The organism is Pedobacter sp. AK013, assembly GCF_014205835.1.
Classification (GTDB): domain Bacteria; phylum Bacteroidota; class Bacteroidia; order Sphingobacteriales; family Sphingobacteriaceae; genus Pedobacter.
Genome location: NZ_JACHCQ010000002.1, coordinates 47,338 through 69,498, shown reverse-complemented (window position 1 = coordinate 69,498; position 22,161 = coordinate 47,338). Strand labels below are relative to the sequence as shown.

The 22,161-nt window shown below is 36.1% G+C and carries 22 protein-coding genes; 10 read left to right on the top strand and 12 right to left on the bottom strand.

What is annotated here, in order from left to right; all coding sequences use genetic code 11:
• Window positions 1–124: 124 nt before the first annotated feature.
• Together HDC90_RS01565 and HDC90_RS01560 are read right to left on the bottom strand one after the other, a co-directional pair.
• Window positions 125–1,984, bottom strand: coding sequence for a M1 family metallopeptidase (locus HDC90_RS01565; RefSeq protein WP_184463176.1), 1,860 nt, complete (start codon window positions 1,982–1,984; stop codon window positions 125–127).
• Between the two features lie 73 nt (window positions 1,985–2,057).
• Window positions 2,058–3,011 carry an exonuclease domain-containing protein gene (locus HDC90_RS01560; protein ID WP_184463174.1) on the bottom strand — a complete coding sequence of 318 codons (954 nt, stop codon included), beginning with the start codon at window positions 3,009–3,011 and terminating at the stop codon, window positions 2,058–2,060.
• Window positions 3,012–3,195: 184 nt separating this feature from the next.
• On the opposite strand from HDC90_RS01560, the gene HDC90_RS01555 reads away from it, so the two are divergent.
• Both HDC90_RS01555 and HDC90_RS01550 read left to right on the top strand, forming a co-directional pair.
• Window positions 3,196–5,169, top strand: coding sequence for a DUF3857 domain-containing protein (locus HDC90_RS01555; RefSeq protein ID WP_184463171.1), 1,974 nt, complete (start codon window positions 3,196–3,198; stop codon window positions 5,167–5,169).
• Window positions 5,170–7,077 (top strand): DUF3857 domain-containing transglutaminase family protein, encoded by a 1,908-nt coding sequence (locus HDC90_RS01550; protein ID WP_184463169.1) that lies wholly within the window; start codon window positions 5,170–5,172, stop codon window positions 7,075–7,077.
• Here HDC90_RS01550 and HDC90_RS25440 read toward each other — a convergent pair.
• On the bottom strand, window positions 7,061–7,183 hold the full coding sequence (locus tag HDC90_RS25440; RefSeq protein WP_255497442.1) for a hypothetical protein: 123 nt from the start codon (window positions 7,181–7,183) through the stop codon (window positions 7,061–7,063). The two genes, HDC90_RS01550 and HDC90_RS25440, sit on opposite strands and share 17 nt — an antisense overlap.
• Before the next feature lie 293 nt (window positions 7,184–7,476).
• Between HDC90_RS25440 and HDC90_RS01545 the strand changes: the two genes are divergently transcribed.
• Window positions 7,477–8,262: a murein L,D-transpeptidase catalytic domain family protein gene (locus HDC90_RS01545; RefSeq protein WP_184463167.1), complete on the top strand. Its 786-nt coding sequence runs from the start codon at window positions 7,477–7,479 to the stop codon at window positions 8,260–8,262.
• Here the strand turns inward: HDC90_RS01545 and HDC90_RS01540 are convergent.
• On the bottom strand, window positions 8,259–8,702 hold the full coding sequence (locus tag HDC90_RS01540; RefSeq protein WP_184463164.1) for a hypothetical protein: 444 nt from the start codon (window positions 8,700–8,702) through the stop codon (window positions 8,259–8,261). The two genes, HDC90_RS01545 and HDC90_RS01540, sit on opposite strands and share 4 nt — an antisense overlap.
• Before the next feature lie 203 nt (window positions 8,703–8,905).
• Between HDC90_RS01540 and topB the strand changes: the two genes are divergently transcribed.
• Window positions 8,906–10,759 carry a DNA topoisomerase III gene (gene topB, locus HDC90_RS01535; protein WP_184463163.1) on the top strand — a complete coding sequence of 618 codons (1,854 nt, stop codon included), beginning with the start codon at window positions 8,906–8,908 and terminating at the stop codon, window positions 10,757–10,759.
• Window positions 10,760–10,936: 177 nt separating this feature from the next.
• Here the strand turns inward: topB and HDC90_RS01530 are convergent, their stop codons facing one another.
• From HDC90_RS01530 to HDC90_RS01515, 4 genes are all read right to left on the bottom strand, one after another.
• Window positions 10,937–12,850, bottom strand: a complete 1,914-nt coding sequence (locus HDC90_RS01530; RefSeq protein ID WP_184463161.1) for an AAA domain-containing protein — start codon at window positions 12,848–12,850, stop codon at window positions 10,937–10,939.
• A gap of 83 nt (window positions 12,851–12,933) precedes the next feature.
• Window positions 12,934–13,317 (bottom strand): DUF3037 domain-containing protein, encoded by a 384-nt coding sequence (locus HDC90_RS01525; protein ID WP_184463159.1) that lies wholly within the window; start codon window positions 13,315–13,317, stop codon window positions 12,934–12,936.
• Entirely contained in the window at window positions 13,295–14,107 is an 813-nt protein-coding gene (locus HDC90_RS01520; RefSeq protein WP_370576564.1) for a HipA family kinase, read from the bottom strand. Before HDC90_RS01520 ends, HDC90_RS01525 begins: the two co-directional genes overlap by 23 nt.
• Before the next feature lie 504 nt (window positions 14,108–14,611).
• Entirely contained in the window at window positions 14,612–14,800 is a 189-nt protein-coding gene (locus HDC90_RS01515) for a hypothetical protein (RefSeq protein WP_167294090.1), read from the bottom strand.
• A gap of 112 nt (window positions 14,801–14,912) precedes the next feature.
• Between HDC90_RS01515 and HDC90_RS01510 the strand changes: the two genes are divergently transcribed.
• Window positions 14,913–15,293 carry a hypothetical protein gene (locus HDC90_RS01510; protein WP_184463158.1) on the top strand — a complete coding sequence of 127 codons (381 nt, stop codon included), beginning with the start codon at window positions 14,913–14,915 and terminating at the stop codon, window positions 15,291–15,293.
• A gap of 49 nt (window positions 15,294–15,342) precedes the next feature.
• On the top strand, window positions 15,343–15,546 hold the full coding sequence (locus HDC90_RS01505) for a KTSC domain-containing protein (RefSeq protein WP_184463156.1): 204 nt from the start codon (window positions 15,343–15,345) through the stop codon (window positions 15,544–15,546).
• A gap of 284 nt (window positions 15,547–15,830) precedes the next feature.
• On the opposite strand, the gene idi is transcribed toward HDC90_RS01505, so the two are convergent.
• From idi to HDC90_RS01485, 4 genes are all read right to left on the bottom strand, one after another.
• The gene (idi, locus tag HDC90_RS01500) at window positions 15,831–16,373 is read right to left on the bottom strand and encodes an isopentenyl-diphosphate Delta-isomerase (protein ID WP_184463154.1); all 543 of its coding nucleotides are present in this window, start codon (window positions 16,371–16,373) and stop codon (window positions 15,831–15,833) included.
• On the bottom strand, window positions 16,374–17,210 hold the full coding sequence (locus HDC90_RS01495; protein WP_184463152.1) for a phytoene/squalene synthase family protein: 837 nt from the start codon (window positions 17,208–17,210) through the stop codon (window positions 16,374–16,376). It lies immediately after the preceding gene.
• Window positions 17,194–18,099, bottom strand: a complete 906-nt coding sequence (locus HDC90_RS01490) for a MerR family transcriptional regulator (protein WP_184463150.1) — start codon at window positions 18,097–18,099, stop codon at window positions 17,194–17,196. Before HDC90_RS01490 ends, HDC90_RS01495 begins: the two co-directional genes overlap by 17 nt.
• A 190-nt stretch (window positions 18,100–18,289) precedes the next feature.
• The gene (locus tag HDC90_RS01485; protein WP_184463148.1) at window positions 18,290–18,550 is read right to left on the bottom strand and encodes a hypothetical protein; all 261 of its coding nucleotides are present in this window, start codon (window positions 18,548–18,550) and stop codon (window positions 18,290–18,292) included.
• 288 nt (window positions 18,551–18,838) lie between these two features.
• On the opposite strand from HDC90_RS01485, the gene HDC90_RS01480 reads away from it, so the two are divergent.
• The 4 genes from HDC90_RS01480 (at window position 18,839) to HDC90_RS01465 (ending at window position 22,157) form a co-directional block, all read left to right on the top strand.
• Window positions 18,839–19,579 carry a LytTR family DNA-binding domain-containing protein gene (locus tag HDC90_RS01480; protein WP_184463146.1) on the top strand — a complete coding sequence of 247 codons (741 nt, stop codon included), beginning with the start codon at window positions 18,839–18,841 and terminating at the stop codon, window positions 19,577–19,579.
• 267 nt (window positions 19,580–19,846) lie between these two features.
• Window positions 19,847–20,755: a histidine kinase gene (locus HDC90_RS01475; protein WP_184463145.1), complete on the top strand. Its 909-nt coding sequence runs from the start codon at window positions 19,847–19,849 to the stop codon at window positions 20,753–20,755.
• 161 nt (window positions 20,756–20,916) lie between these two features.
• Window positions 20,917–21,675 carry a LytTR family DNA-binding domain-containing protein gene (locus HDC90_RS01470; RefSeq protein WP_184463143.1) on the top strand — a complete coding sequence of 253 codons (759 nt, stop codon included), beginning with the start codon at window positions 20,917–20,919 and terminating at the stop codon, window positions 21,673–21,675.
• 128 nt (window positions 21,676–21,803) lie between these two features.
• Window positions 21,804–22,157, top strand: a complete 354-nt coding sequence (locus tag HDC90_RS01465; RefSeq protein WP_370576565.1) for a PleD family two-component system response regulator — start codon at window positions 21,804–21,806, stop codon at window positions 22,155–22,157.
• Window positions 22,158–22,161 lie beyond the last annotated feature (4 nt).

Below are 22,161 nucleotides of genomic sequence, written 5' to 3'. Positions count from 1 at the left end.
TCAAGAATCAGATTAAATAGATCCTAAAACAAGTTCAAGATGACGATTATCAATGTTAGCGAAGTCAAGTTGAGCTAAGCAGATCGCCCATAAAACCTTGACTTCTGTTTGGAGTAGGCAACCACTAGTTCACCGAAAAGCTATTATCACTTTTAACCTTATCTGGTGTATGTGGGTTACCCATCACTACTTTAGATAACTTTTTAGTAGTTGTTATATTTATTTTAACCTGTTTATCACCCTTTTCCCAAATGCCGATTGTACTGTGGTTCTTTTCAACGGAACCATCATTATAAGTTAACGTTAAATCAACTGGCATAGCCTTAACACTTTTATTCTCAATAACAACCGCATATCCACCTGAAGTTTTATCTACTGCTTTAATGGCCATGTCGGTAACACCATCATCAAAGAACCAAGCTTTCCAAAACCAGTTTAAATTTTTACCACTACCCTCATTCATACTATTGAAGAAATCGTAAGGCATTGGGTGTTTGCCATTCCAGTTTTGAATGTAGGTGTGTAGCGCCTTTGTAAACAATTCATCACCCAGATAATCTTTAACGTACAAATAAGCTAAACCAGGTTTAGGATAAGAGTTAGTAAAAGAGCCTGAACCTTTTAAATCAGGTGTTAAAGTCATAATCGGAGTATCGTCTTTCCCACCGGAAGATGAAGCCGTAGGCTGAACACCGTATTCATCAACAATCGTAGAATCAATCATCGGAGAAATCAACCACTCGCCTATTGTGGCCCAACCTTCATCCATCCAGCCATATTTGGTTTCATTTATGCCCATGTAAAATGGGAACATGGTATGGAAAATTTCATGATCGGTTAAGGTAATGGCATCAACCCTATTGTCCACAGGATTGTCATTTACCATCATTGGATATTCCATCTGGTCTAAACCGTCAAATACCGTTTCGTGGTTGTAAGGGAAAGGCCATTTGGGAAAAGTATAACTCATGGCGTCTACCGTTTTACGGGCAAAATCTATCACTTCATAATAATCTTTATGTTTTGGGTTAAAAACAGCATCTACACGGGTTCTTCTTTTCGTTTTAGGATCAACCACTAAACTACTCGATTTCCATAAATAATGATCGCTCAACGCAAATACAAAATCGGTTACATTTTTAGCTTCAAATTTAAAAGTGTTATAAGCGTTAGGTTGCATTACTTTTTTATCGGTCAAATCTTTGGCCGTAATCACATCAATTATAGCATCGTTTTTTTCTGCAGATAACATTCTGGAAACAATATCGTTTTGGAAAACTTCTGAAGGGTTTTTCAGATCACCCGTTGCCCAAACACCATAAGCACCTGGCACTGTAATTGAAACATTAAACTGATCAAAGTCATTATAAAACTCTTCAGCACCAGTGTATGGAAATTTATTCCAGCCATCCACATCATCATAAACCGCAATACGTGGAAAAAAGTAGGCCACAAAATAAGAACCTTCATCTACCTGACCAGTACGCACATGTGATCCCTTATTTAAAGTGTAGCTATAATTGATCGAAAAACTAATGGTTTTGCCCGGTGCAACTGCAGGGATATTAACGGTCATATTTGTTCCGTTAATTTTAAAATCGGCGATTGATTTTCCATTCGCTACCATTTTTTCTATTGCAACTCCATCACCCAGATCAGATTCTGCCAATTTTGATTTTCTTGGTGTCCCCTTTTTGTATAGATTTGGATAAAGTTTAAACCAGATTTCCTTCAAAGTATCAGGACTGTTATTGGTATAAGTTACCTGAACCTTACCTTTTAACAACCTGCTGATAGGATTAAAATCTACATTCAAATCATATTTAGAAGTATTTTGCCAATAATTCTTTCCGGGTTTCCCATTTGTATTTCTAGTTTCCTTTTGATAGGTTTTCTGAAATACTGGTTCTAGCGGTAAAGTAGTTTGTGCACTTACATAAATTGTAGTACACCATAAAAGGCAAAATATTTTTATAGATTTCATTTTTTGAGTTTAGGGCTTAGCGCATTGTGCCTAGCGTTTAATATCAGTTAACCAATTTAAACAATTAACCAGCTTATTTGCCAAACTTCATTTTTAATTGCTCCAACATCTCAGTATTGATGGGTTGTGCAGGTTTTTCCGGTTTAGGTTGAGGCTTCTGTTGATATTGAGGTTTATTTGCAGGTGCATTATTCTGAGGTCGTGGTGCCTTGTTCTCATTTTTCTTAGCGTTGAACTTTGCCCACTCCTCGTCTAATTTCTTCTTTGTGTACAACGGGAAATCGCCATTTTTCATCCAGGCATAATAACTAGGCTCTACAGAAAATACCTGAGCTGTGGTTTTACCTTTGTGTTTACCAAAGTTAAAACATACTTCATCATTATCATTGTAAACCAAACGACCCGCAAAATCTACAGGTTTATTAATATTGGTAAAAATATGCAGTGCATCCACATCATTTACAACTGGAATGCTTTTTACTCCTTGTTTATTCTCAAACTCGGTTTCTTTGTACATTTCCAACTGACCGAGTAAAACCTTATAAGTAGCAATTACATCTGCCTCTGCAGCGTGTGCATTAATTAAATCTTCCTGACAATAGAATTTATACGCAGCTTTTAAGGTACGTTGTTCCATTTGGTGGAATATATTCTGTACGTCAACGAATTTGCGGTCATTCATGTCGAAATCGACTTCTGCCCTTAAAAATTCTTCTAAGAGCATTGGGATATCAAATTTGTTTGAATTGTATCCTGCCAGATCACTTTCACCAATAAATTCAGCGATTTCCGCTGCTAAAGTTTTAAAAGTTGGCGCATTAGCAATGTCTTCGTCGTAAATACCGTGTATTAACGAAGTTTGCAAAGGAATCGGCATTTCTGGATTTACACGCCAGGTTTTAACTAATTCAGAACCATCTGGCATGGCTTTTAAAATCGCTATTTCAACGATCCTGTCAGCTCCAACATTAACTCCAGTAGCTTCTAAATCAAAAAATGCTAAAGGGCGCTTTAAATTTAATTTCATTTCTTATGATGTGAGATTGGCGACATTAGATTTGAATCGGAATGTCAAATTCTTTTTTTTCAAAAGTGCTAAAAAGGTTTCATTAGTTCTGTAAAACAACTTTATTAATTTATAAATTTAATTGTCAAATTATTTTAGAATGTTAGTTTGTAGGATTAAATTGCGGCAATTTATATACGCTCAAATGAATAAAATATTAGCCATATTATTCCTCTTATTTCTATCGCTAACCACTCATGCTCAAAACTTTAACTTTGGCGCAATTACCTATGACGATTATGAATTCGACAGAAAAAAAATAGACAGTAATGCCAATGCTATTGTTTTAAAAGAATTTGGTACAGCATCTATTCAACGAGATGATAATACAGGTAGTTTAGAACTGATTTTTGAACGCCATGTAAAAATCAAAATCTATAATAAAGAAGGCTTTAAGGAAGCTAACATTGTTATTCCAACCTACAAAGACGAATCTCGGGAAGAAACAATCGATGATTTAAAAGCTTCTACATTTAATTACATCAACGGTCATTTTGTAGAAACCGTTATGGATAAAAAGGCCATTTTCACCGAAAACCGGTCAAAATATACCAGACTAACCAAGTTTACGCTTCCAAATCTCAAAGAAGGCTCGGTAATTGAATATAGTTATAGGTTAAAATCGCCCAACTTATTCAATTTCAAAACGTGGGAATTTCAAAGCAACATTCCAAAAGTGATTAGTGAATATTTGGTTTATATTCCGGGCATTTACAATTACAATGTTTCGTTGCGCGGATTTCAAAAGCTTACCGACCAAAAAGTAGAACTGAGCAAGGAATGTTTAAGGCTTTCGGGTGTAGCTATCGATTGCTCCAAAATCAACTACATGATGAAAAATATTCCGGCATTTATTGAGGAAGATAACATGACTGCACCCAGTAACTTCAAATCAGCCATCTATTTTGAGCTTTCTGATGTCCAGAATTTAAATGGTGCTAAAACGTCTTATACCAAAACGTGGGAAGATATTGATTACGAGCTGTCGTCCTATAAAACATTGGGCGATCAGATGAAAAGGAAAGATGTTTTTAAAGACCTCATTCCAGAAATTACAAAAGGAAGTGCAACAGATTTAGACAAAGCAAGATCTATTTATAATTATATCAAAAAACAGATCAAATGGAATAATTATTACGGAAAATATTCAGAAGATAACATTAAAAAGGCACTAGAAAATAGATCTGGTAATGTGGCAGATATTAATCTAAGCTTAATTGCAGCGCTTTCTGCAGCCGGTTTAGATGCAGAGGCTGTTATACTCTCTACCCGCGATAATGGCACTCTAAATAAGCTCTATCCGGTAATGAGCGACTTTAACTACCTGGTTGCCAAAGTAAATATTGCGGATAAAAGTTATTTATTGGATGCTACAGAACCACTTTTACCCTTCGGATTGTTACCGTTACGCTGTATTAACGACCAAGGAAGGGTAATTAATTTAAAAAAACCATCATATTGGATAGATTTAAAAGCCAGCCAAAAAAATACGACCAGTTATATACTGACCGGAAAAATGACTACCGATGGAAAAATTATCGGCACTTTAACTACCAATACCATGGGTTATGCAGCATACGGTAAACGCAAAGAAATTCTTCGATATAATTCTCCGGATGAATATGTAGAGAAACTCGATGAACGCTTAACCAGAATTAAGATCTTAGATCATAAAATTTCAAATTTGGATAGTATAGAAAATTCTTTGATAGAAAAATACGAGGTAGAGTTTACCATAAACGACGGCGCCAATAAAGATCAGTTTTATTTTAGTCCGTTTTTTATTAATACCATTTCGAAAAACCCATTTAATTTAAACGAGCGTACCTACCCTGTTGATTTGGGCGCAGCGTCAGACGAGCGTATTATCATCAATGTACTTTTACCCGAAAAGTACCAATTGCTGGAAAAACCGAAAGATATGGCCATTGCGCTACCGAATGCCGGTGGAAGGTACCTGTTGCAAACTGGTTTAAATGAAAACACCATATCAATGAGTCAGATTTTACAATTTAATAGTGCTATTTATCAGCCAGAAGAATACCTTTATTTAAAGGAGTTCTATAGTAAGATCATCCAGAACCAAAAGACAGAGTTTTTATTAAAAAAGGCAAATTAAATGAGATTCTTATTTACAGCTGTTTTTTTGTTTTTTATATCGGTTATGGGTTTTGCCCAAGAGAACTATGATGTCGACTTAATTCCCGCCAACCTCCGTAACCGCGCCAATGCCTGTATCCGTAACGAGGAAACAATCATTGATATGCGTTCTCCTGACAATGTGATGCTCAATGTAAAAAAGGCCATTACGGTTTTTAATCAGAATGGAGAAGATGAGGCCCGTTTGGTCATTTACTATGATAAAAATATTTCAATTAAAGGCATAAAGGGAGAAGTTTACAATAGTGTAGGTAAACTGACCAATAAATTCTCTCAAAATGATTTTGCCGATGTGAGTGCTGCCGATGGATTTTCACTTTTTGTTGATAGCCGCGTAAAACATTATCTACCGTCGGTAAACCAGTATCCTTACACCCTGGTTTATAATTACGAAATCAGAAATAAACAAAACCTGATCATCCCCGATTGGAACCCGAAACCAGCAGAAGATGTCTCTGTGGAAAAAAGCACTTATACCTTTATTTGTAAGCCTACAGATCAGGTCAGGATAAAAAGCCAGAATTATATTGGCGCTCCTGAAGTACTCACTGATGAAAAGCAGAAAAAAACCATTTGGAAAGTCAGCAATATTTTAGCAGTTAGAACCGAACCTTACAGCCCTGCACTCCAAACTTATGCTACTAACATCCAGATTGCCCCCCAAGCATTTTATTATTACAACCATAAAGGCAGTTATACCAACTGGCAAGAACTAGGCAAATGGATATACGATGATCTGTTAGCAGAGCGTAAGGCATTGCCAACGAGCACTATTGAAATGGTTAAAGATCTGGTAAAAAACGAAAAAACAGATAAGGAAAAAGCCAGGAAAATCTACCAGTACTTACAGGATAAAACACGGTATATTAGCGTCCAGATTGGTATTGGTGGTTTTCAGCCTATTGCAGCAAGTGAAGTAGATCGATTGGGCTATGGCGACTGTAAAGCCTTGGTAAATTATATGCAAAGCCTGCTCAATGCCGCGAATATAGATTCTTATTACTGTGTAGTATCAGCCGGTTCTGAAAAGAAAAGTATGGATCCAAAATACGCCAGTATGGTACAAGGCAATCATATTATCTTGTGTATGCCATTAAAGGGTGATACCACCTGGTTAGAATGCACCAGCCAAAAAATCCCATTTGGTTTTTTAAGCGATTTTACTGACGACAGGCTGGTTCTGGCCTGCACTGCAGATGGCGGAGAACTATTACGTACACCAAAACTAACAACCGCTGAGAACTTGCAGACACGTAAGGCCGATTTAACTGTACAATTAGATGGAAGTGTGTTTGGCAAAATAAGTACTGTTTATGCTGGCTCCCAATACGAAAACCAGGAACAGCTGATTGGTAAATCAATAACCGAAAAGCATAAATTATTAAAAGAAACATACAATATTGATAATATCAATTTTGAAACGGTTTCCTTCGCTCAGAAAAAAGACATTAATCCTAAATTAATTGAAGATATAACTGTAAATATCAGAAATTATGCTCCAGTTAACGGGAATAAGATGTTTTTACAGCTCAATGCTTTTAACATAAAACGATCCATCCCCGAAATAAAAAACAGAACACTACCAGTTTACATTAACCGTGGTTATACCGATGAAGATACCATTATTTATACCCTTCCTGATAATGTAAATTCAGAATTAATTATTGGGCAGAATAAAACTTTTAAAAATGTATTTGGCGAGTACACGTGCAAAACCACTTTAGAAGGGAATAAATTAACCTATCACCGAAAATTTGTTTTAAATGACGGTACATTTCCAGCAGAACAGTACTCCGAATTCTCGAAGTTTATAAACGATGTAAACTCAGCAGATTATCTAAAACTAGCCCTTAGCTTAAAAAAATAATTCCAAGGCCAATGCCGATAATCATGATCAGGTACATCAAAATTTCTGTTGAGGCAAATTTCTTGTATTTGGTCCAGAAGGAATAATCATTTTCTTCGTTTGGCATTTCATCTATTTTTGCGACAAAAATAGGCAAATAGATTTAAAGAAAAACCAATAATTTGTGATCACAAATTAAAATCAATATGGCTGATTATATATAACGGGCTTGTTATTCTCACTTAGACCATATCGCAAAATAATTAAATTACCGCTTTTAATTCTCAAGAGCTATATTATTCCGTTTTAAGTCACGGGAATGTAAAACACACTGCATATCTGAAGTCAATAATAAGATTTGGGCAACATCTGGGCTAAACAACCGTATAAATAACTCAATATCAAACAAAACCATACTGAATGAAGAAATACATCCTGGACATTGCTACGATTTTTTTAGTGGGTATGAGCATTGTCGGAACAAGTTGGAAAGCGATAGATCGCCGCCAAACACAACAAGATACGATTAAAAACATAGCAGCAGATAGTCTATACAATCAATATATCTCAAATATTTACCATCAGGTACATTTAGATTCTGCTGGATTAAGCGAGCAGGTTTTTGAAAAAGCATTAACGGGGTTTTATAACCTGAAATATTCTGGTCTGTTACATGCCAAATCTATTTTAACAATTGCCGATTTCGATCAGGAAAGTTGTAAAAAACGTTTATACATTATCGATCTTGCCAGCAAAAAACTGGTATTAAATACTTGGGTAGCGCATGGGCAAAACAGTGGTGGCGATAAACCATCATCTTTCTCTAATAACATAAACTCGAACCAGAGTAGTTTGGGCTTTTATTTAACCGGCGAAATTTATAATGGTAAACATGGTCGTTCGCTTAAATTGGATGGCATGGACCAAGGTTTTAACAGCAATGCCAGAGAAAGATCAATTGTGGTTCATGGTGCAAGTTATGTAAGTCAGAAAAGTATAGATGAATTAGGTAGATTGGGCAGAAGTCAGGGTTGCCCTGCGGTTCCAGCTAAGTTGGCAGATCAGGTCATCAACACCATTTCAGATCGAACGGTATTATTTATCAATAATTCAGAGCAGCAATACAGTTCATCATTTTTAAATGAAACACTGGCTGCAAGTGTCGCATTAAATCAGGAACAGATTTTGGCAGCTCAAGTGGATTAATAGCACTTGATATTTTTGGCGTTTAGGTTTTTAGGTAATATCCAGATAAAGATCGATTTGCTACTGGCCAGTAAATCCCAAACCCAACGGTTACCATCCACCTCTTTTTCGCCGCAATCTACAACTTCGGCGCGTTTGAGCAGTTTTTTAACCAAAGCCTGAATCCATTTTATTTGTACCAACCGATTGAAAGACAATCCGAGGTAATCGCAGTACACATGTACCAGGATTTCTACAATAAGCGAATCATTAGAAATAACCAGTACTTTGCCGAAATGCTTTTCATAATCGGCCTTAATTGTATTTATCAAAAGCTCAAACCTTGCATCTGTTTTTCCATTGAGATAAGCCCAAAGTTGAGCATTACTATACACGCGGACTAATTGTGTTTCGAGCTCTACTTTAATTTTATTGCCTGCCAGTTCATAAATTTTATCCATTTATTAAAAATCAATTGTAGTTGTTAGATAGCAGCAATACTGAATTGTTAATCAATTCGATATAAAAATTGCGGATACAAATGATGGACAAAGTTAGCTGATAATTGTTTGCCCAAACAGGTGTTAAGTAGCATTGTGAGTAATTATTTTAATCGGTTGCCAATATTTTAATCATCTTTGGGGTTGAAAAGATAAGCCCATTCATGAAGATTGTAATTGCAGAAAAGCCCTCTGTTGGTCGTGAACTTGCTAAAGTTTTCGGAGCAACCACCAGAAAAGATGGATACATTGAAGGTAAAGGATATTCTTTTACCTGGGCATTTGGGCATTTATTACAATTGGCTCCGCCTCAGGATTATGGTTTTATTGGCTGGAGGAAGCAACATTTACCCATGCTTCCGCAAAAGTTTAAACTTGCTGTCAGAAAGATTAAAACAAAAGACGGTTTTGTAGAAGATCCGGCTGTACGCAAACAATTAGACACCATAAAAAAACTTTTTGATGAGGCCAGCGAAATTATTGTAGCAACGGATGCGGGGCGCGAGGGTGAATTAATTTTCAGGTACATTTATTATTACCTGAAATGCAAAAAACCATTTAAACGCCTCTGGATCTCTTCGCAAACAGATGAAGCGATAAAAGATGGGTTCAGAAATTTAAAACCTGGAACCGATTACGATACTTTATTTAATTCGGCCCATTGCCGCTCAGAATCGGATTGGCTGGTGGGAATGAACGCTACACAGGCGCTAAGTATTTCGGCAGGTAACAGAACAGTTCTTTCGTTAGGCCGCGTACAAACGCCTACCCTTGCCATGATCTGTGCCCGCTTTTTGGAGATTAAAAATTTCGTTCCTCAAACCTATTATCAGATCAGTATTTTACTTTCTAAAGATGAACAGGTTTTTAAAGCTATATCAACCGCTAATTATAAAGAAAAAGAAGAGGTAGAAAAGTTATTTGCGATTGTTGAGGACGTGGCTTCTGGCTTTCCAACAGGCGGAAACATTACTGCTGTAGAAGCTAAACCAAGAAAAGAACCACCTCCGCTACTGCACGATTTAAGTAGTTTGCAGCAAGAAGCCAATAAGAAAAAAGGATATACTGCTGATCAAACACTTAACATCTTACAGAACCTATACGAGAGTAAATTGGTTTCTTATCCCCGTACCGGATCGCGCTATATTGGCGATGATGTTTTTGCTGGCGTTCCAGATTTGATTGCAAAATTCACCGATCATGCTGATTTCGGAAGACAAGCGCAGTTTTTGCAAACTATTGCTTTAAATAAGCGAAGTGTCAACGCTAAAAAAGTAACCGACCACCACGCTGTTTTACCTACCGGCGAACAGGCTTATGGGTTGAGTCCGGATAAACAAGCTGTGTACGATATGGTTGTTGGGCGAATGATTGAGGCATTTCACCAGGAATGCATTAAAGAGTTAACCAAAATAACCATTCAATCAGGAGTTACTTTTGTGGCCAATGGAACGGTAATCCGTTCTGCAGGCTGGCGGGCTGTTTTTAACGACCCTGAAGACGATAAAAAGGATGAAGACAATGCAGCGCTGCCAAAGGTTGCCGTTGGAGAACAATTACCTATAACAGAAAAATCGCTTTTAGAAAAACAAACTAAGCCTAAGCCAATGTATAACGAGGCTTCGCTATTAAAAGCGCTCGAAACCTGTGGTAAAGAGATTGAAGACGAAGAATTACGTTATGCCATGAAAGATAGCGGTTTAGGCACACCGGCAACACGTGCATCCATTATCGAAACTTTAATTACCAGAGAATATATTACAAGAGAAAAGCGAAATCTTGTCCCCACCAATAAAGGTTTGGCTGTTTACGAGGTGGTTAAAGATAAACAGATTGCACAGGCCGAACTTACCGGACAATGGGAAAAAAGACTGGAAGAAATCCGTTCAGGTTCATCGGTAAAAGATTTTAAATCCGAAATTACAGAATATACCAAAACCATTACGCACGAACTATTAATTGCAGGAGCTAGTATATCGGGCAAGCTTGAAGAAGAAAAGAAACTGGAAAAGGTTTAGTAATAAGCGCCTTTAATTATTTTTCCAGTGGAAGGCATCGTAAATGGTAAAGAAATCTTTGCGCTATCTTAAAAGATTTCTCCATTCCGCTACCGATGAAAGATCGGTAAGCTTCAGTCGAAATGACGACCGATTTTTGGATCTGTCATTATAAGGAAAAACAACAATGCTTTATGACTATAAGTCTATAAACTCCCAGGCGCTGTGGTAGGCATTCAATTGTTCTGCATACTGGATAAATTCAGCATAAAAACTAGATTTCGATAATGTAGCGCTATCACCAATAACCACCAGCTTTTTTCTGGCCCTCGTCATGGCTACATTCATTCTCCTCGTATCTGATAAAAAACCTATGCTTCCATCCCCATTGCTCCTGGTCAGGCTGATATAAACAATATCACGTTCCTGCCCCTGAAAGCTATCAATGGTATTTACCGCAATTTTATTGCGATATGGAGTTAAAATTTCATTTTCCTGAACTAAGGCATTTAAAATCTGGACCTGTTGTTTATACGGAGAAACAATAGCAACAGATGGAAAACTTTCAGTTAATGTTTGCTGTGCTAAACTAGTAACCAAATATGTTAAATGTTTGACCAAAAATGCAGCTTCATCAGGATTGGTCGTACTTGTTCCATCTAATTTTTCGTCGTAACTACAACCTGCCGTATCGATAAATTGAATCGGTTGATCGCCGGTAAATAATAAATGATCGGTAACAGAATGATGTGCTTTTAACTCATTTTTGTAAAATACCTGAGATGAATAGCCCATAATAGCCGCATTCATCCTGTATTGCTCTTTTAACAAAACAACTGACTCTGGATGAAGATTTACAGCCTTTTCTAGTAAGGTATTACTTAAGCCATTTCTAGCTGCTTCATTCGATTTTATGGTGGGTGAAAGCTGAAAATGATCTCCCGCCAATATTACTTTCTGCGCTTTTAAAATCGGTATCCAGCAAGCTGGTTCTAAAGCCTGGCCCGCTTCATCAATTACAATGGTATTATATTTTAAATTCCGAACGGTATAGTGGTTGGCGCCTACCAAAGTGGCAGTGATAATCTGTGCTTTGGTAAACAGATTATCCATAATATACTGCTCGATCTTTTCTACTTCTTTTCCTATTTTGTGTGCTTCATCAAACAGTGCCTTACGTTGGTCGCGTTCTGCTTTACCAAAACTGCGTTTGTATTTGTGGGCCATGTTTTTATACTCACTGGCCTGTTTTTTTAAAGCTTTAATCGTTTTCATCTCCGGATGATCCGCCATTTGATGATCAAGAGTTGCCGCAAGCAACTTTTCAGAAACCCTTGCCGGGTTACCCACGCGGATTACTTTTAGCCCTTCTGCAGCTAACTTCTCTGTAAGTAAATCAACAGCGGTATTACTCGGTGCTACTACCAGAATTTGTTGATCGCTGTGTTTAACCAACGATTTTATAGCATGCACCAATGTGGTTGTTTTTCCGGTACCCGGCGGACCATGAACCACAGCCAGGTGATCGGCTGCAATAATTTTATTCACCGCTAATTGCTGTGAATCGTTTAGCGTATTCGGAATGATAAATTTCTCTTCTCTCTGAAATGAAGGTTTTTCACCTTTTGTTAAAATACGGATCAATTTATTTTCTGATTCATTTTCTGCCAAATGCGTAGCCTGTTTCAGGGCATTCTGCATTTCGTCGTAACTGTTATTATCAAAAAGTAAGTCTACGCCGAGTTTGCCATCCCTTGTCCAATCTGGTAATTCATCAACTCGGAAGCTAATTTTCATCCTGCTACCACTCTGATGGTTTATAATTCCCTCTATGCGGTCTTCTTTGGGGTCATGATTGGAAAACAATACCACAGCAGAACCAAAACGGAACTGATGAGAAAAATCCTGGTGGGTAGTTCTTTCCAATTCTACCGTTAAATAATCGCCGCGGCCTATTTCAGTATTCCTGATGGCTATCGGGTACCAGGTTAAACCCAATGCCCTCCTATCAGCAGCCGAAGTATTTTCAGTAAGTTTTAAGTACGATTGTAAATCTTCATTGCGCTCGGTATCGAGCAAATCTTGAAGTTTTTTAAAATATTCTTTTGACAACGGAAAGATTGGTTAACTGTATAAATTGTTTAACTGGTTATTTGACTAATGCAAACTGAGAATTGTTAACTGAAAACTGTTTACTATAAAACAAGCTCGTTATGCAGCCTTAACAGTGTCTCTTCTGCATCATCACAAAAACCAGGGTGTACTTTTGAGCATTGCACTACAGTGCTTCTTGTTGCGGTAAGCCACCTAAACCGAGAAGCCTGATCGTATTGACCAATAGGGCCTGATCCTTTTGCGGCTGTACTTATTCTTTCAAAAGCACATAGATTTTCTTTTAATTCAACTAAATCTACTTCAGTAGAAAAAGCCTTTATTCTTTTTTCATCAAGTGCAAAAACACTTTTTAAAAACTTTTGCTTGGCACAAAACAAAATAATGCCCACATTAATAAATTCCTCACGTTCTACCCTGGGCATTACGCGAATCACAGCGTACTCAAATAAGAATTTCCCTTGCATGCTGTGCCTCTTTTAAAAATATAGTTGAATGAGTTAACCTAGTAGTAAGGAAATGTGTATAGGCATTCCGATGCTCCGTTTTGCTTTCAAAATTTGTTTCACCTTCCAGCCAGTCATCAGGGATTAAATTAATTACTGCTGCTATCTTTTCAGGAGTGAGCAGTTTATTAAATTCTTCATTTACACTTTCCAGTTCAGATGCCCATGGCAATAATACGTGGTCTTTTACCAAAAAGAAAGGTTTAATAGCCTGCTCCTCCCAATTTTGCCAGGAATGATGAAAATATAATGCAGCACCATGGTCTATTAACCAAAGCTCTTTATGCCACAACAACATATTGGTATTTCTGCAGGTACGGTCCATATTGGTTAAAAAACAATCAAGCCATACAATCTGCGATGCAAGTTTAGCATCTACAGTAGTTACTGTCGGGTCGAATGTTATCGCTCCTGATAAATAATGCAATGCCAAATTTAAACCTACACTGGCTTTTAGCAGATCTTGAATTTCTTCGTCGGGCTCTGTTCTCCCAAAAGCTTCATCCAGATTGGCAAAAACCAACTCAGGTACACGCAAACCTAAATATCGGGCTATTTCACCTCCAATTAGTTCAGCTATTAAAGCCCGGGTACCCTGTCCTGCTCCTCTAAATTTCAGTACATATAAAAAGTTATCATCAGCCTCTGCAATGGCGGGCATAGAGCCACCTTCGCGCAAGGGCGTAACGTATCTGGTTACATTTACGGTTCTAAGTTGTAAATCGTTCATATCTGCAGCTAGAATGGCCATTTATTTAATTTAGGCACAATTCCAAACTTGCTGCAAATTTAGCAGAATTCCAACAATAAATTGGTCAAAGTTTAGTCTTAAAGAGCCTGATAGACTCTACTAAGCAACCGTTAAAATTAAGTCGTAATAATCTTTTTTTTGGAGCGAATACCTGTAACCATTAGGAAGGGTTCAATCCTGCTGTCCATTCCAATCCTTTTGGTTAAAATCCAAAGTAAACAATCCAACGGGCGTGCAAAAGGGATCTTCATTTCTATCAGAGCTACTTAGCTCAAAACCGTTTAGTCAAAAATCTGTAGTCCATTGCCGAACCATTTCAAAGAAAACGGACTTATTAGCAAAAGACCCAAATAACCTAAACCCGACCATAGTGAAATGACACCATTCCTCATCGGGGCAGAAACCGGGGCGAGACTACATTAAGCGAATAACCACTCCAACTGATTTCAAAGTCATGAGAGGTGATGATTATAGTTAGCTACTTCTACGCATACGTTAGCGTAACTAATCGTGCCCCAAATAAGCATTTCCGGCAGGAGTCATAGATGATGACCATTGTACCGAATCGCGGTTAATTTTAATTAGGCCCATACTTTCTAATTCTTCGTACTCTTCTTCCATCCCACCTAAAACCGAAGAACTAACCTGTTGATTGATTACCTCAAGTAGAGATATGATTTCTGATCTTTCCATAAAACAAATAATTACCTATACTTTAACTAACATAAATATAATCAAAATGTTTATTGCTTAGTTAAACATTTTCAAGGCTTTAAGGTTGTACTTATACCAGAATTTGATCAAAATGGAAGCACACATATATTATCTCTTCATAATGGCACTGCCTGTAGCCTGTATTGCATGGACAGTTACAAAAGAGGAAATATTTAGAGAGGCGCGCGAATTCTGTATTGACCGTTCAAAAAATTGTAATAAGCTGGTTAAACGTAAGTTTTTCTATGTTTTCACCTGCGAATATTGTTTCAGCCATTATGTAACCGCACTACTGCTTTTCTTTACCAAATTCACTTTAATTTATCCAGACTGGCGCGGTTACATTATTTCTTTCTTTTCAATTGTCTGGATTGCTAATGTTTACATGAGTTTGTACAATATCATCAGGATTGATCTTAAAAAAGAAAAAATTAAGGTAGCCAGGGAAGAATCAGAACTAAAAAATGATTGAAACTATTTTAGGCAGCAGGTGTTTTTTTTAACACACAAACTTGAAGGTTATGCCATCATCGGTAATTAAATATTTCAGTTATGATGTAGTATATAAAGCACTGAAAATCATTTTCTTAACTAATACAATTTACCTATACAAAAATGTTCCCGAAAAGATTTACAAGATGTTAAAGGCTGCCAGGTCGAAGGGAAGATACTTTAACCGCCACATTAAAGATAAATTTGAATTCCAGAAACTGGAGGAAGACTAATAAGCTCGTTCCACCAACTTTTGGTATCGAAAGAACAAGTTGATCAACATAAAACTATAACACATATCATAAAACGATACGACTAAGAAAAAAAAATATTCTTGGTATTTATTTCAGTCAAAACCCATAAACACCTATATACTAATCTCTTACTTTAAAGGCCAACATAATCTCAAAGTTCAAACTATAATCTTAAAGTAAAAGAAATGTTAAACTTTTAGGAATTATCTAAACAAGTCCTATATTTGTCCTCGAGAGCGTTAATTTAGATACGGGTATACGGCTTAGGCTGTATGCCCGTTTTTTGTTTTAGCGGTTGATGCATGCATAACAACTTTATCTAAACAGATTCTTAACCATGGTGTATAGGCACTCGGATTAACAGCAATATCTTGCGCCAACGTTTCCAAATCCATATACTTAAAGGTTTCCACTTCATCAGGGTTTATAACAGGTAATTTATCACTCATACCAAAAAAAACATGGTCTATCTCGTGTTCCGTTAAGCCATCTTCAAATATTGCTTTATAGGTAAATTTAAAGAGATAGTTTAATTCGCATTCCATCCCCATTTCTTCCATTAATCTCCTTTTAGCTGCATGAATATTACTTTCTCCAATCCGAGGATGACTGCAACAGGTATTTGTCCATAAGCCCCCCGAATGGTATTTGCTTATTGCTCTTTGTTGTAGTAACAATTCGCGCTTAGAATTAAAAATGAAAACAGAAAAGGCACGGTGTAATATACCCTTTTCGTGTGCTTCCATTTTATTCATCTGCCCTTTCGGTACATCCTCCTGATCAACCAGAATAACTTGCTCTTCCATCTAAATTACATTTAACTTATTGCGGATAATCGAATCAAACATTAAACCAACTTTATGGGTGTTCGAAATTCTTATCCGTTCAGTCATAATTTTTTCAGCACTTAAGCGCTTTATCTTCGTAAATAATTTTTTATAATAGATATAAGACAAATATACGCCATTTCTGGAAGCCGCAGGTAACAGCTTGATACCCGCTAATGCAATATCAAATTCTGCCTCGATTTCTGCTTCTATTTCTTTTTTTTGACGATCGCAGAATAAGGCCAAATTAACATTGGGAAAATAATTTCGGCTAAGTGTTTGATGATCTGCCTTAACATCTCTTAAAAAATTAACCTTTTGAAATGCAGCGCCCAGTTTCATGGCGTAAGGCTTCAATTGCTCATAATCTGCATCGCTACCATGGGTAAAAACTTTTAAGCACATCAGTCCTACTACTTCTGCAGAACCTAAAATGTATTCGTTGTAAAGCTCGGAAGTATATTTTTGTATTGAGAGATCCATTTCCATACTGTTAAGAAAAAGAACGATCAGTTCCTGATCTATCTGGTATTTATTTACAACTTTCTGAAATGAATTTAAAATAGGGTTTAAACTGATGCCCAACTCAATAGCTTCGAAAGTGTCCTCCTTAAATTTCTCTAATAACAATTTCTTGTCATAATGATGAAAGCTATCCACAATTTCATCTGCTAAACGTACAAACCCGTAAATAGCGTGTATAGGTTGGCGTAATTCTTTACCAAGAAAATAAATACCAAAAGAAAAGCTGGTACTATACAACTTAGTGGTAAGCCGGCTACAATCGGCAGATAATTGATCAAAAATTTCTTTCATGTAAAACAGGGTAATGTATTATTTTTTCAAATTCATCAAGCGTTTTAATCCAGTTGATGTGATCGATACGGTTTAGTTTACCGATAACCTGGCTATTTCCGGCGAGATGGATTTTAGTGGACGAGCATATTTCTGACAATTGATCGATATATTTTTGTGCTTCGGCCGCCAATCTGGATTTTATCATAAAAAGCAAAACATGACCTACATTTAATGTGGAAAATATGCGCTTAATTGAATCCAACGGAACTTTGCTACCTAAGAAAATAACTTGATGATGATGCATCCTCAGCATGTAACTAGCAAAAAGCAGCCCAATATCATGATCCTCGTCTTCTGGTAAAAAAAGCAACCAGCTTTTGCCTGAATGCCTTGTTGATGGAAGATTATTGATATGGGTAAATATTTTTTGACGGATAATATTTGATAAAAAATGCTCGTGAGCCGGACAAATATCGTCTTTTCGCCACATTAATCCCAAACGTACCAGCAATGGATACATAATTTTCCGATAGCAGTCAGAAAGACCCAACTGATCAATGCCCTGATCAATTAAATGATTAAAGGCGTACTCATCAAAAGCCAAACCATGCCTGATCAGTTGAGAAACATAATAATCTGCCTGCTCATCATCAGCAGGGTAAGAAAACTGTTGATCAAGGAGTTTATCAATCGCCTCATCTGAGAGACGGCAAAGTTTAGAAATTTTTAAACCACTTTTATTTAAACTTACAATGTTTAATAGTCTTCTAAGCTGCTTATCATCATATAAACGCGTATTGCCTTGAGATCGCGTCGGACACAGCGCATTATACCGTTGCTCCCAAACCCTAATGGTATGGGAACGAATGCCAGAAAGCTGTTCAAGATCTGAAATAGCGTAAATCATTATTTTTGTTTAAATATATCTAATAAAATCTAAACAAAAAGAAGAAAGAAAAGTTTTCACCAGAGGTCAGTAAAAAGTAACACCAATATTGATCGTTTAATTTGGACCATGTGGATAAATGGTCTTATTAGAATACAGCAAATCTGAACCGTAGAACACGATTCAAGTTAGAAGGGCATGAAGTGGTTAGTTAAAATACCTTTTCGGTAAGTAATACTCCCCGCTCTCCATTCCCTGTTTCTATCGTATGCACGTGTTTGTACGAATGACTAAAAAAATCATAGCCATGTTCTCTCTCTTTAATGGCCACCGTACTCACCGGATAATTTAAGTTAGTTTGCATGCATTGCAAACTACCGTTAGCCAACAGCAGAAAATCACAGTCGTAACCTTGCTCTTGCAGTTCAATAACCTTTTTTGTAATATTGGTGGTGCGGATTCTATTTTTCATGGGATATTGTTTTAGATAATTAATAATGATTATTACGGTTATTAAATATATCTATTAATAACTACGTTTCCAAATACAATATATTGTTGTACAAGCAATTAAATCAATTTATTTTGTTCGTTATAAAAATCTTCATTTCCTATTTTTGCTCCATCATGTTTCTTGAATAGAAAAAACATATACGTATCATATTTACTACAAAAACTAAGCAAACATCGTTACAGGACTAAAATAATTTCCATATTTAAAAAGCATGCTATAATTTCGCATAACCTTAAAACATACCTAATGAAATTAACATGTATCGTAATTGATGACGACATTCACGCCGTCAACGGTATAAAATCATACATCAACAATCTCACCAACATTCATTTAATAAAATCCTATACAGATCCTTTACAGGCATTAAACGAAATTACAGCCGGAGATGATGTTGACATTGTTTTTATAGATGTTGATATGCCTATGATATCAGGATTAGAATTATCAAAGGCAATTAGGCATAAAACAGATAAATTAATATTTACTACCTCCCACTCTAAATACGCTTACGACGCTTTTGAAATGTATGCAAGTGCTTATTTATTAAAACCATACACTTTTGCCCGTTTTGCTGAAACCATAAACAGATTATTCCCACATAGCCCAAGTGTACCAAACTTAACAGTTAGGCAAGATGGCGATTATTTTTTTGTCAGGAATAAAAGCGAAAAAAACAACTTAATTAAAGTAAGGTACACCGACATTGTTGCCGTAGAAAGTCTTCAAAACTATATACGTATTTTTACCTTAAACGAAACGATCGTATCATACATTGCGTTATCAGAGATAAAAATCATTTTAAAAGACTATCAGAATTTTGCCCAGGCGCATCGGTCATTTATTATAGCCAAGAATTATATCGAAAAGGTAGAGGGCAATACCTTAAAAATGATTAATAATCTAACTATTAATATAGGGAATAGTTACCGTGAAAGCATACACGACTATATTAAGGAGAAAACAATTAAAACAAATCGATCTTAAAACTAATTTTTTAGTATTTTAGTTATCAAAAGAAGCAAACTACAAAAGTTTCTTTGTTAACCCTATGCAGCCGTTCCCCAATTAACTTGCCAGATGAACTTAATAAGTAGGAAAAATAAATTTCACAAAATTCTAAGCTGGATATCAGATAAAAGAATCCACATTTTAAGTTGGACTATATTTATATTTTACGAGGCCGTTATCATTGGCATTTTTATAGGAAAATTTCAACCAATCAGTAATTATATTATTTTTTATAGTTTCAACGTGGCAACCTTTTATTTTCATGCCCACGTGGTATTATCAGCCGCATTAAAAAAGCTGAGCGGCCGATGGTGGAGATTGCCATTATTTATCTTGCTGGAGCTGGTTGCTTACCTGATATTAATTGTCATTTTAGATTATATCGTTATAAACTATACGTCCTATAGTGGCCCATTTAAGATTGAATTTACGGCATCGTTTTTTGCCGGTCCAATTTATCGTGCTATTTATTTTATGAGTTTCTCTACCAGTTATTACTTTCTGCTTAATTTCCTGAAAGAGCGAAAAAAAATCGAGGATTTGGAAAAGCAACGCTTAAATAACATCATTCAAATCGCAAAATCAGAGAATGCTTTTCTCAAGGCCCAGATACAGCCCCATTTGTTATTTAATACATTGGATTTTATTTACCAAAATGCCAAAGATTCTTCTCCGGTTGCAGCAGAAGCCATACATTCTCTTGCAGAGATGATGCGCTATTCGGTTGATAGCAATAAGGATAAAGAATTTATTTTGCTTGACGAGGAAATTAATCAGGTAGAAAACCTCATCAATTTGCACCAACTCCGTAAAGATCACCATATACAGCTCCGTTTTTGGTACGATGACGAAATACGCAGTACTAAAATCATTCCTTTAGTATTAACCACTTTGGTAGAAAACATGTTTAAGCATGGCGAATTGCTTACACCATCACACCCTGCCGAAGTGAGTTTGAGAATTGAAAATAATCAACTTATAATAGAAACTTCAAACTTAATAAAAGCCGTTAAAGATAGCTCAGGTTTAAGTTCTGGCATGGAAAACATAAAAAAGCGTTTAGCTTACACTTATGGCAAAAATGCCAAATTCGACTACTTTGCTGATTCAAACCAGTATTTCAAAGTAATGCTAGTTATTAAAATTAGATGAGAAAGCTATTTTGATAATTTTAGCCAAAAACTTCAAATCACACAATAATCTCTAAAAAAAGCTGAATTTCCTTGCCGAATACATAAAAATCCGTTTCGAATGTATTTTTTTTTCATTTTATTGGTTGAAATTGTAATTTGCATTAACTAAACCTATAAAAAATGTCAATAAGTTGTATTGTTATTGATGATGATCCTCATTCCCTAGAGAGCTTGATAGCGTATATGGACAAGCTACCTGATTTAAAGCTTATCCAAACTTTTACTGAACCGCTCCAAGCCTTAGCAGAAATATCGGCATCTAACCCTGTCGACATTATTTTTATGGATATTGAAATGCCCTCGCTTTCCGGCATCGAACTGGCAGGCCTGTTACGGCAAAAAACAAAACACCTGGTTTTTACCACTGCACACCCAAGGTATGCCATAGATGCCTTTAAGGTTGATGCAGATGCTTATTTACTTAAGCCCTACTCTATTTTACATTTCGCAAAAACAATAAACAACCTTTACCCAACTGGAAAAAAAGCACAGCATCCTTTTTCCTTTTTCGACGATCATTTCTTTTACATCCCTTTACAAGGAGAAAATAGCGACCTGGTAAGAATAGATCTGAATGAATTGATTGCAGTTGAAGAAATGGGAGAAGATATCCAGTTTAAAACCACAAAAAATGCTTTTTTAAGTCCGAAATCTAATTTTATTAAGACTTTGAAAATGCTAAAAGAACATTCTGCATTTATTCAGGTTAATCCTACTGTTTTTATAGCAAAACAACATATCAAAAGTGTGCTAGGTAACAAAATACTGCTTTCTGGCGAAACCTCTTTTACTGTTTCAGGCACATACATAGAACTTTTCGCAAATTTTATTAAGAACAATTTGCTACAAGAAAAACCCCGTCCAGGCACTATCATGTAGCCTTTAATCGCTCAATATCTGCTTTTCCAATCAATTTTAACCCATTATTAAAAACATTACATCTAAAACTTTGTATTTAGGATAGTCTATTTATTATTAAATTAATTGATTTATCTGTTTTGAAAAGAGTGTTGGTTGTGGATGATGATCCAGATGTATTAGAAGTTTTCCAGGACGTATTAGAAACTGAACATTATAAGGTTTATCCGTTACTGTCGCCACGGTATATTTTTAAAACGATAAAAGATTTTAGTCCCGATCTGATTATTCTAGACATTATGTTGAATGGAATGGATGGACGTGCTGTGTTTAAAGAGCTAAGGTTAAATGCTGAAACAGCGCACATACCCATTATTATGGCATCAGCCAGATATGATGAAAATTACATTGCATCACAAAGATATCATCCCAACGATTATTTAGAAAAACCTTTTAACATAGCAGATTTACTTCAAAAAGTAGATGCTTTAATCGAAAATTAAAAAA

Coding starts and splice junctions, on each gene's coding strand:
- HDC90_RS01565 (WP_184463176.1), bottom strand. CDS start 1,984: ATGAAATCTATAAAAATATTTTGCCTTTTATGGTGTACTACAATTTAT.
- HDC90_RS01560 (WP_184463174.1), bottom strand. CDS start 3,011: ATGAAATTAAATTTAAAGCGCCCTTTAGCATTTTTTGATTTAGAAGCT.
- HDC90_RS01555 (WP_184463171.1), top strand. CDS start 3,196: ATGAATAAAATATTAGCCATATTATTCCTCTTATTTCTATCGCTAACC.
- HDC90_RS01550 (WP_184463169.1), top strand. CDS start 5,170: ATGAGATTCTTATTTACAGCTGTTTTTTTGTTTTTTATATCGGTTATG.
- HDC90_RS25440 (WP_255497442.1), bottom strand. CDS start 7,183: ATGCCAAACGAAGAAAATGATTATTCCTTCTGGACCAAATACAAGAAA.
- HDC90_RS01545 (WP_184463167.1), top strand. CDS start 7,477: ATGAAGAAATACATCCTGGACATTGCTACGATTTTTTTAGTGGGTATG.
- HDC90_RS01540 (WP_184463164.1), bottom strand. CDS start 8,702: ATGGATAAAATTTATGAACTGGCAGGCAATAAAATTAAAGTAGAGCTC.
- topB (WP_184463163.1), top strand. CDS start 8,906: ATGAAGATTGTAATTGCAGAAAAGCCCTCTGTTGGTCGTGAACTTGCT.
- HDC90_RS01525 (WP_184463159.1), bottom strand. CDS start 13,317: ATGCAAGGGAAATTCTTATTTGAGTACGCTGTGATTCGCGTAATGCCC.
- HDC90_RS01520 (WP_370576564.1), bottom strand. CDS start 14,107: ATGGCCATTCTAGCTGCAGATATGAACGATTTACAACTTAGAACCGTA.
- HDC90_RS01515 (WP_167294090.1), bottom strand. CDS start 14,800: ATGGAAAGATCAGAAATCATATCTCTACTTGAGGTAATCAATCAACAG.
- HDC90_RS01510 (WP_184463158.1), top strand. CDS start 14,913: ATGGAAGCACACATATATTATCTCTTCATAATGGCACTGCCTGTAGCC.
- HDC90_RS01505 (WP_184463156.1), top strand. CDS start 15,343: ATGCCATCATCGGTAATTAAATATTTCAGTTATGATGTAGTATATAAA.
- idi (WP_184463154.1), bottom strand. CDS start 16,373: ATGGAAGAGCAAGTTATTCTGGTTGATCAGGAGGATGTACCGAAAGGG.
- HDC90_RS01495 (WP_184463152.1), bottom strand. CDS start 17,210: ATGAAAGAAATTTTTGATCAATTATCTGCCGATTGTAGCCGGCTTACC.
- HDC90_RS01490 (WP_184463150.1), bottom strand. CDS start 18,099: ATGATTTACGCTATTTCAGATCTTGAACAGCTTTCTGGCATTCGTTCC.
- HDC90_RS01485 (WP_184463148.1), bottom strand. CDS start 18,550: ATGAAAAATAGAATCCGCACCACCAATATTACAAAAAAGGTTATTGAA.
- HDC90_RS01480 (WP_184463146.1), top strand. CDS start 18,839: ATGAAATTAACATGTATCGTAATTGATGACGACATTCACGCCGTCAAC.
- HDC90_RS01470 (WP_184463143.1), top strand. CDS start 20,917: ATGTCAATAAGTTGTATTGTTATTGATGATGATCCTCATTCCCTAGAG.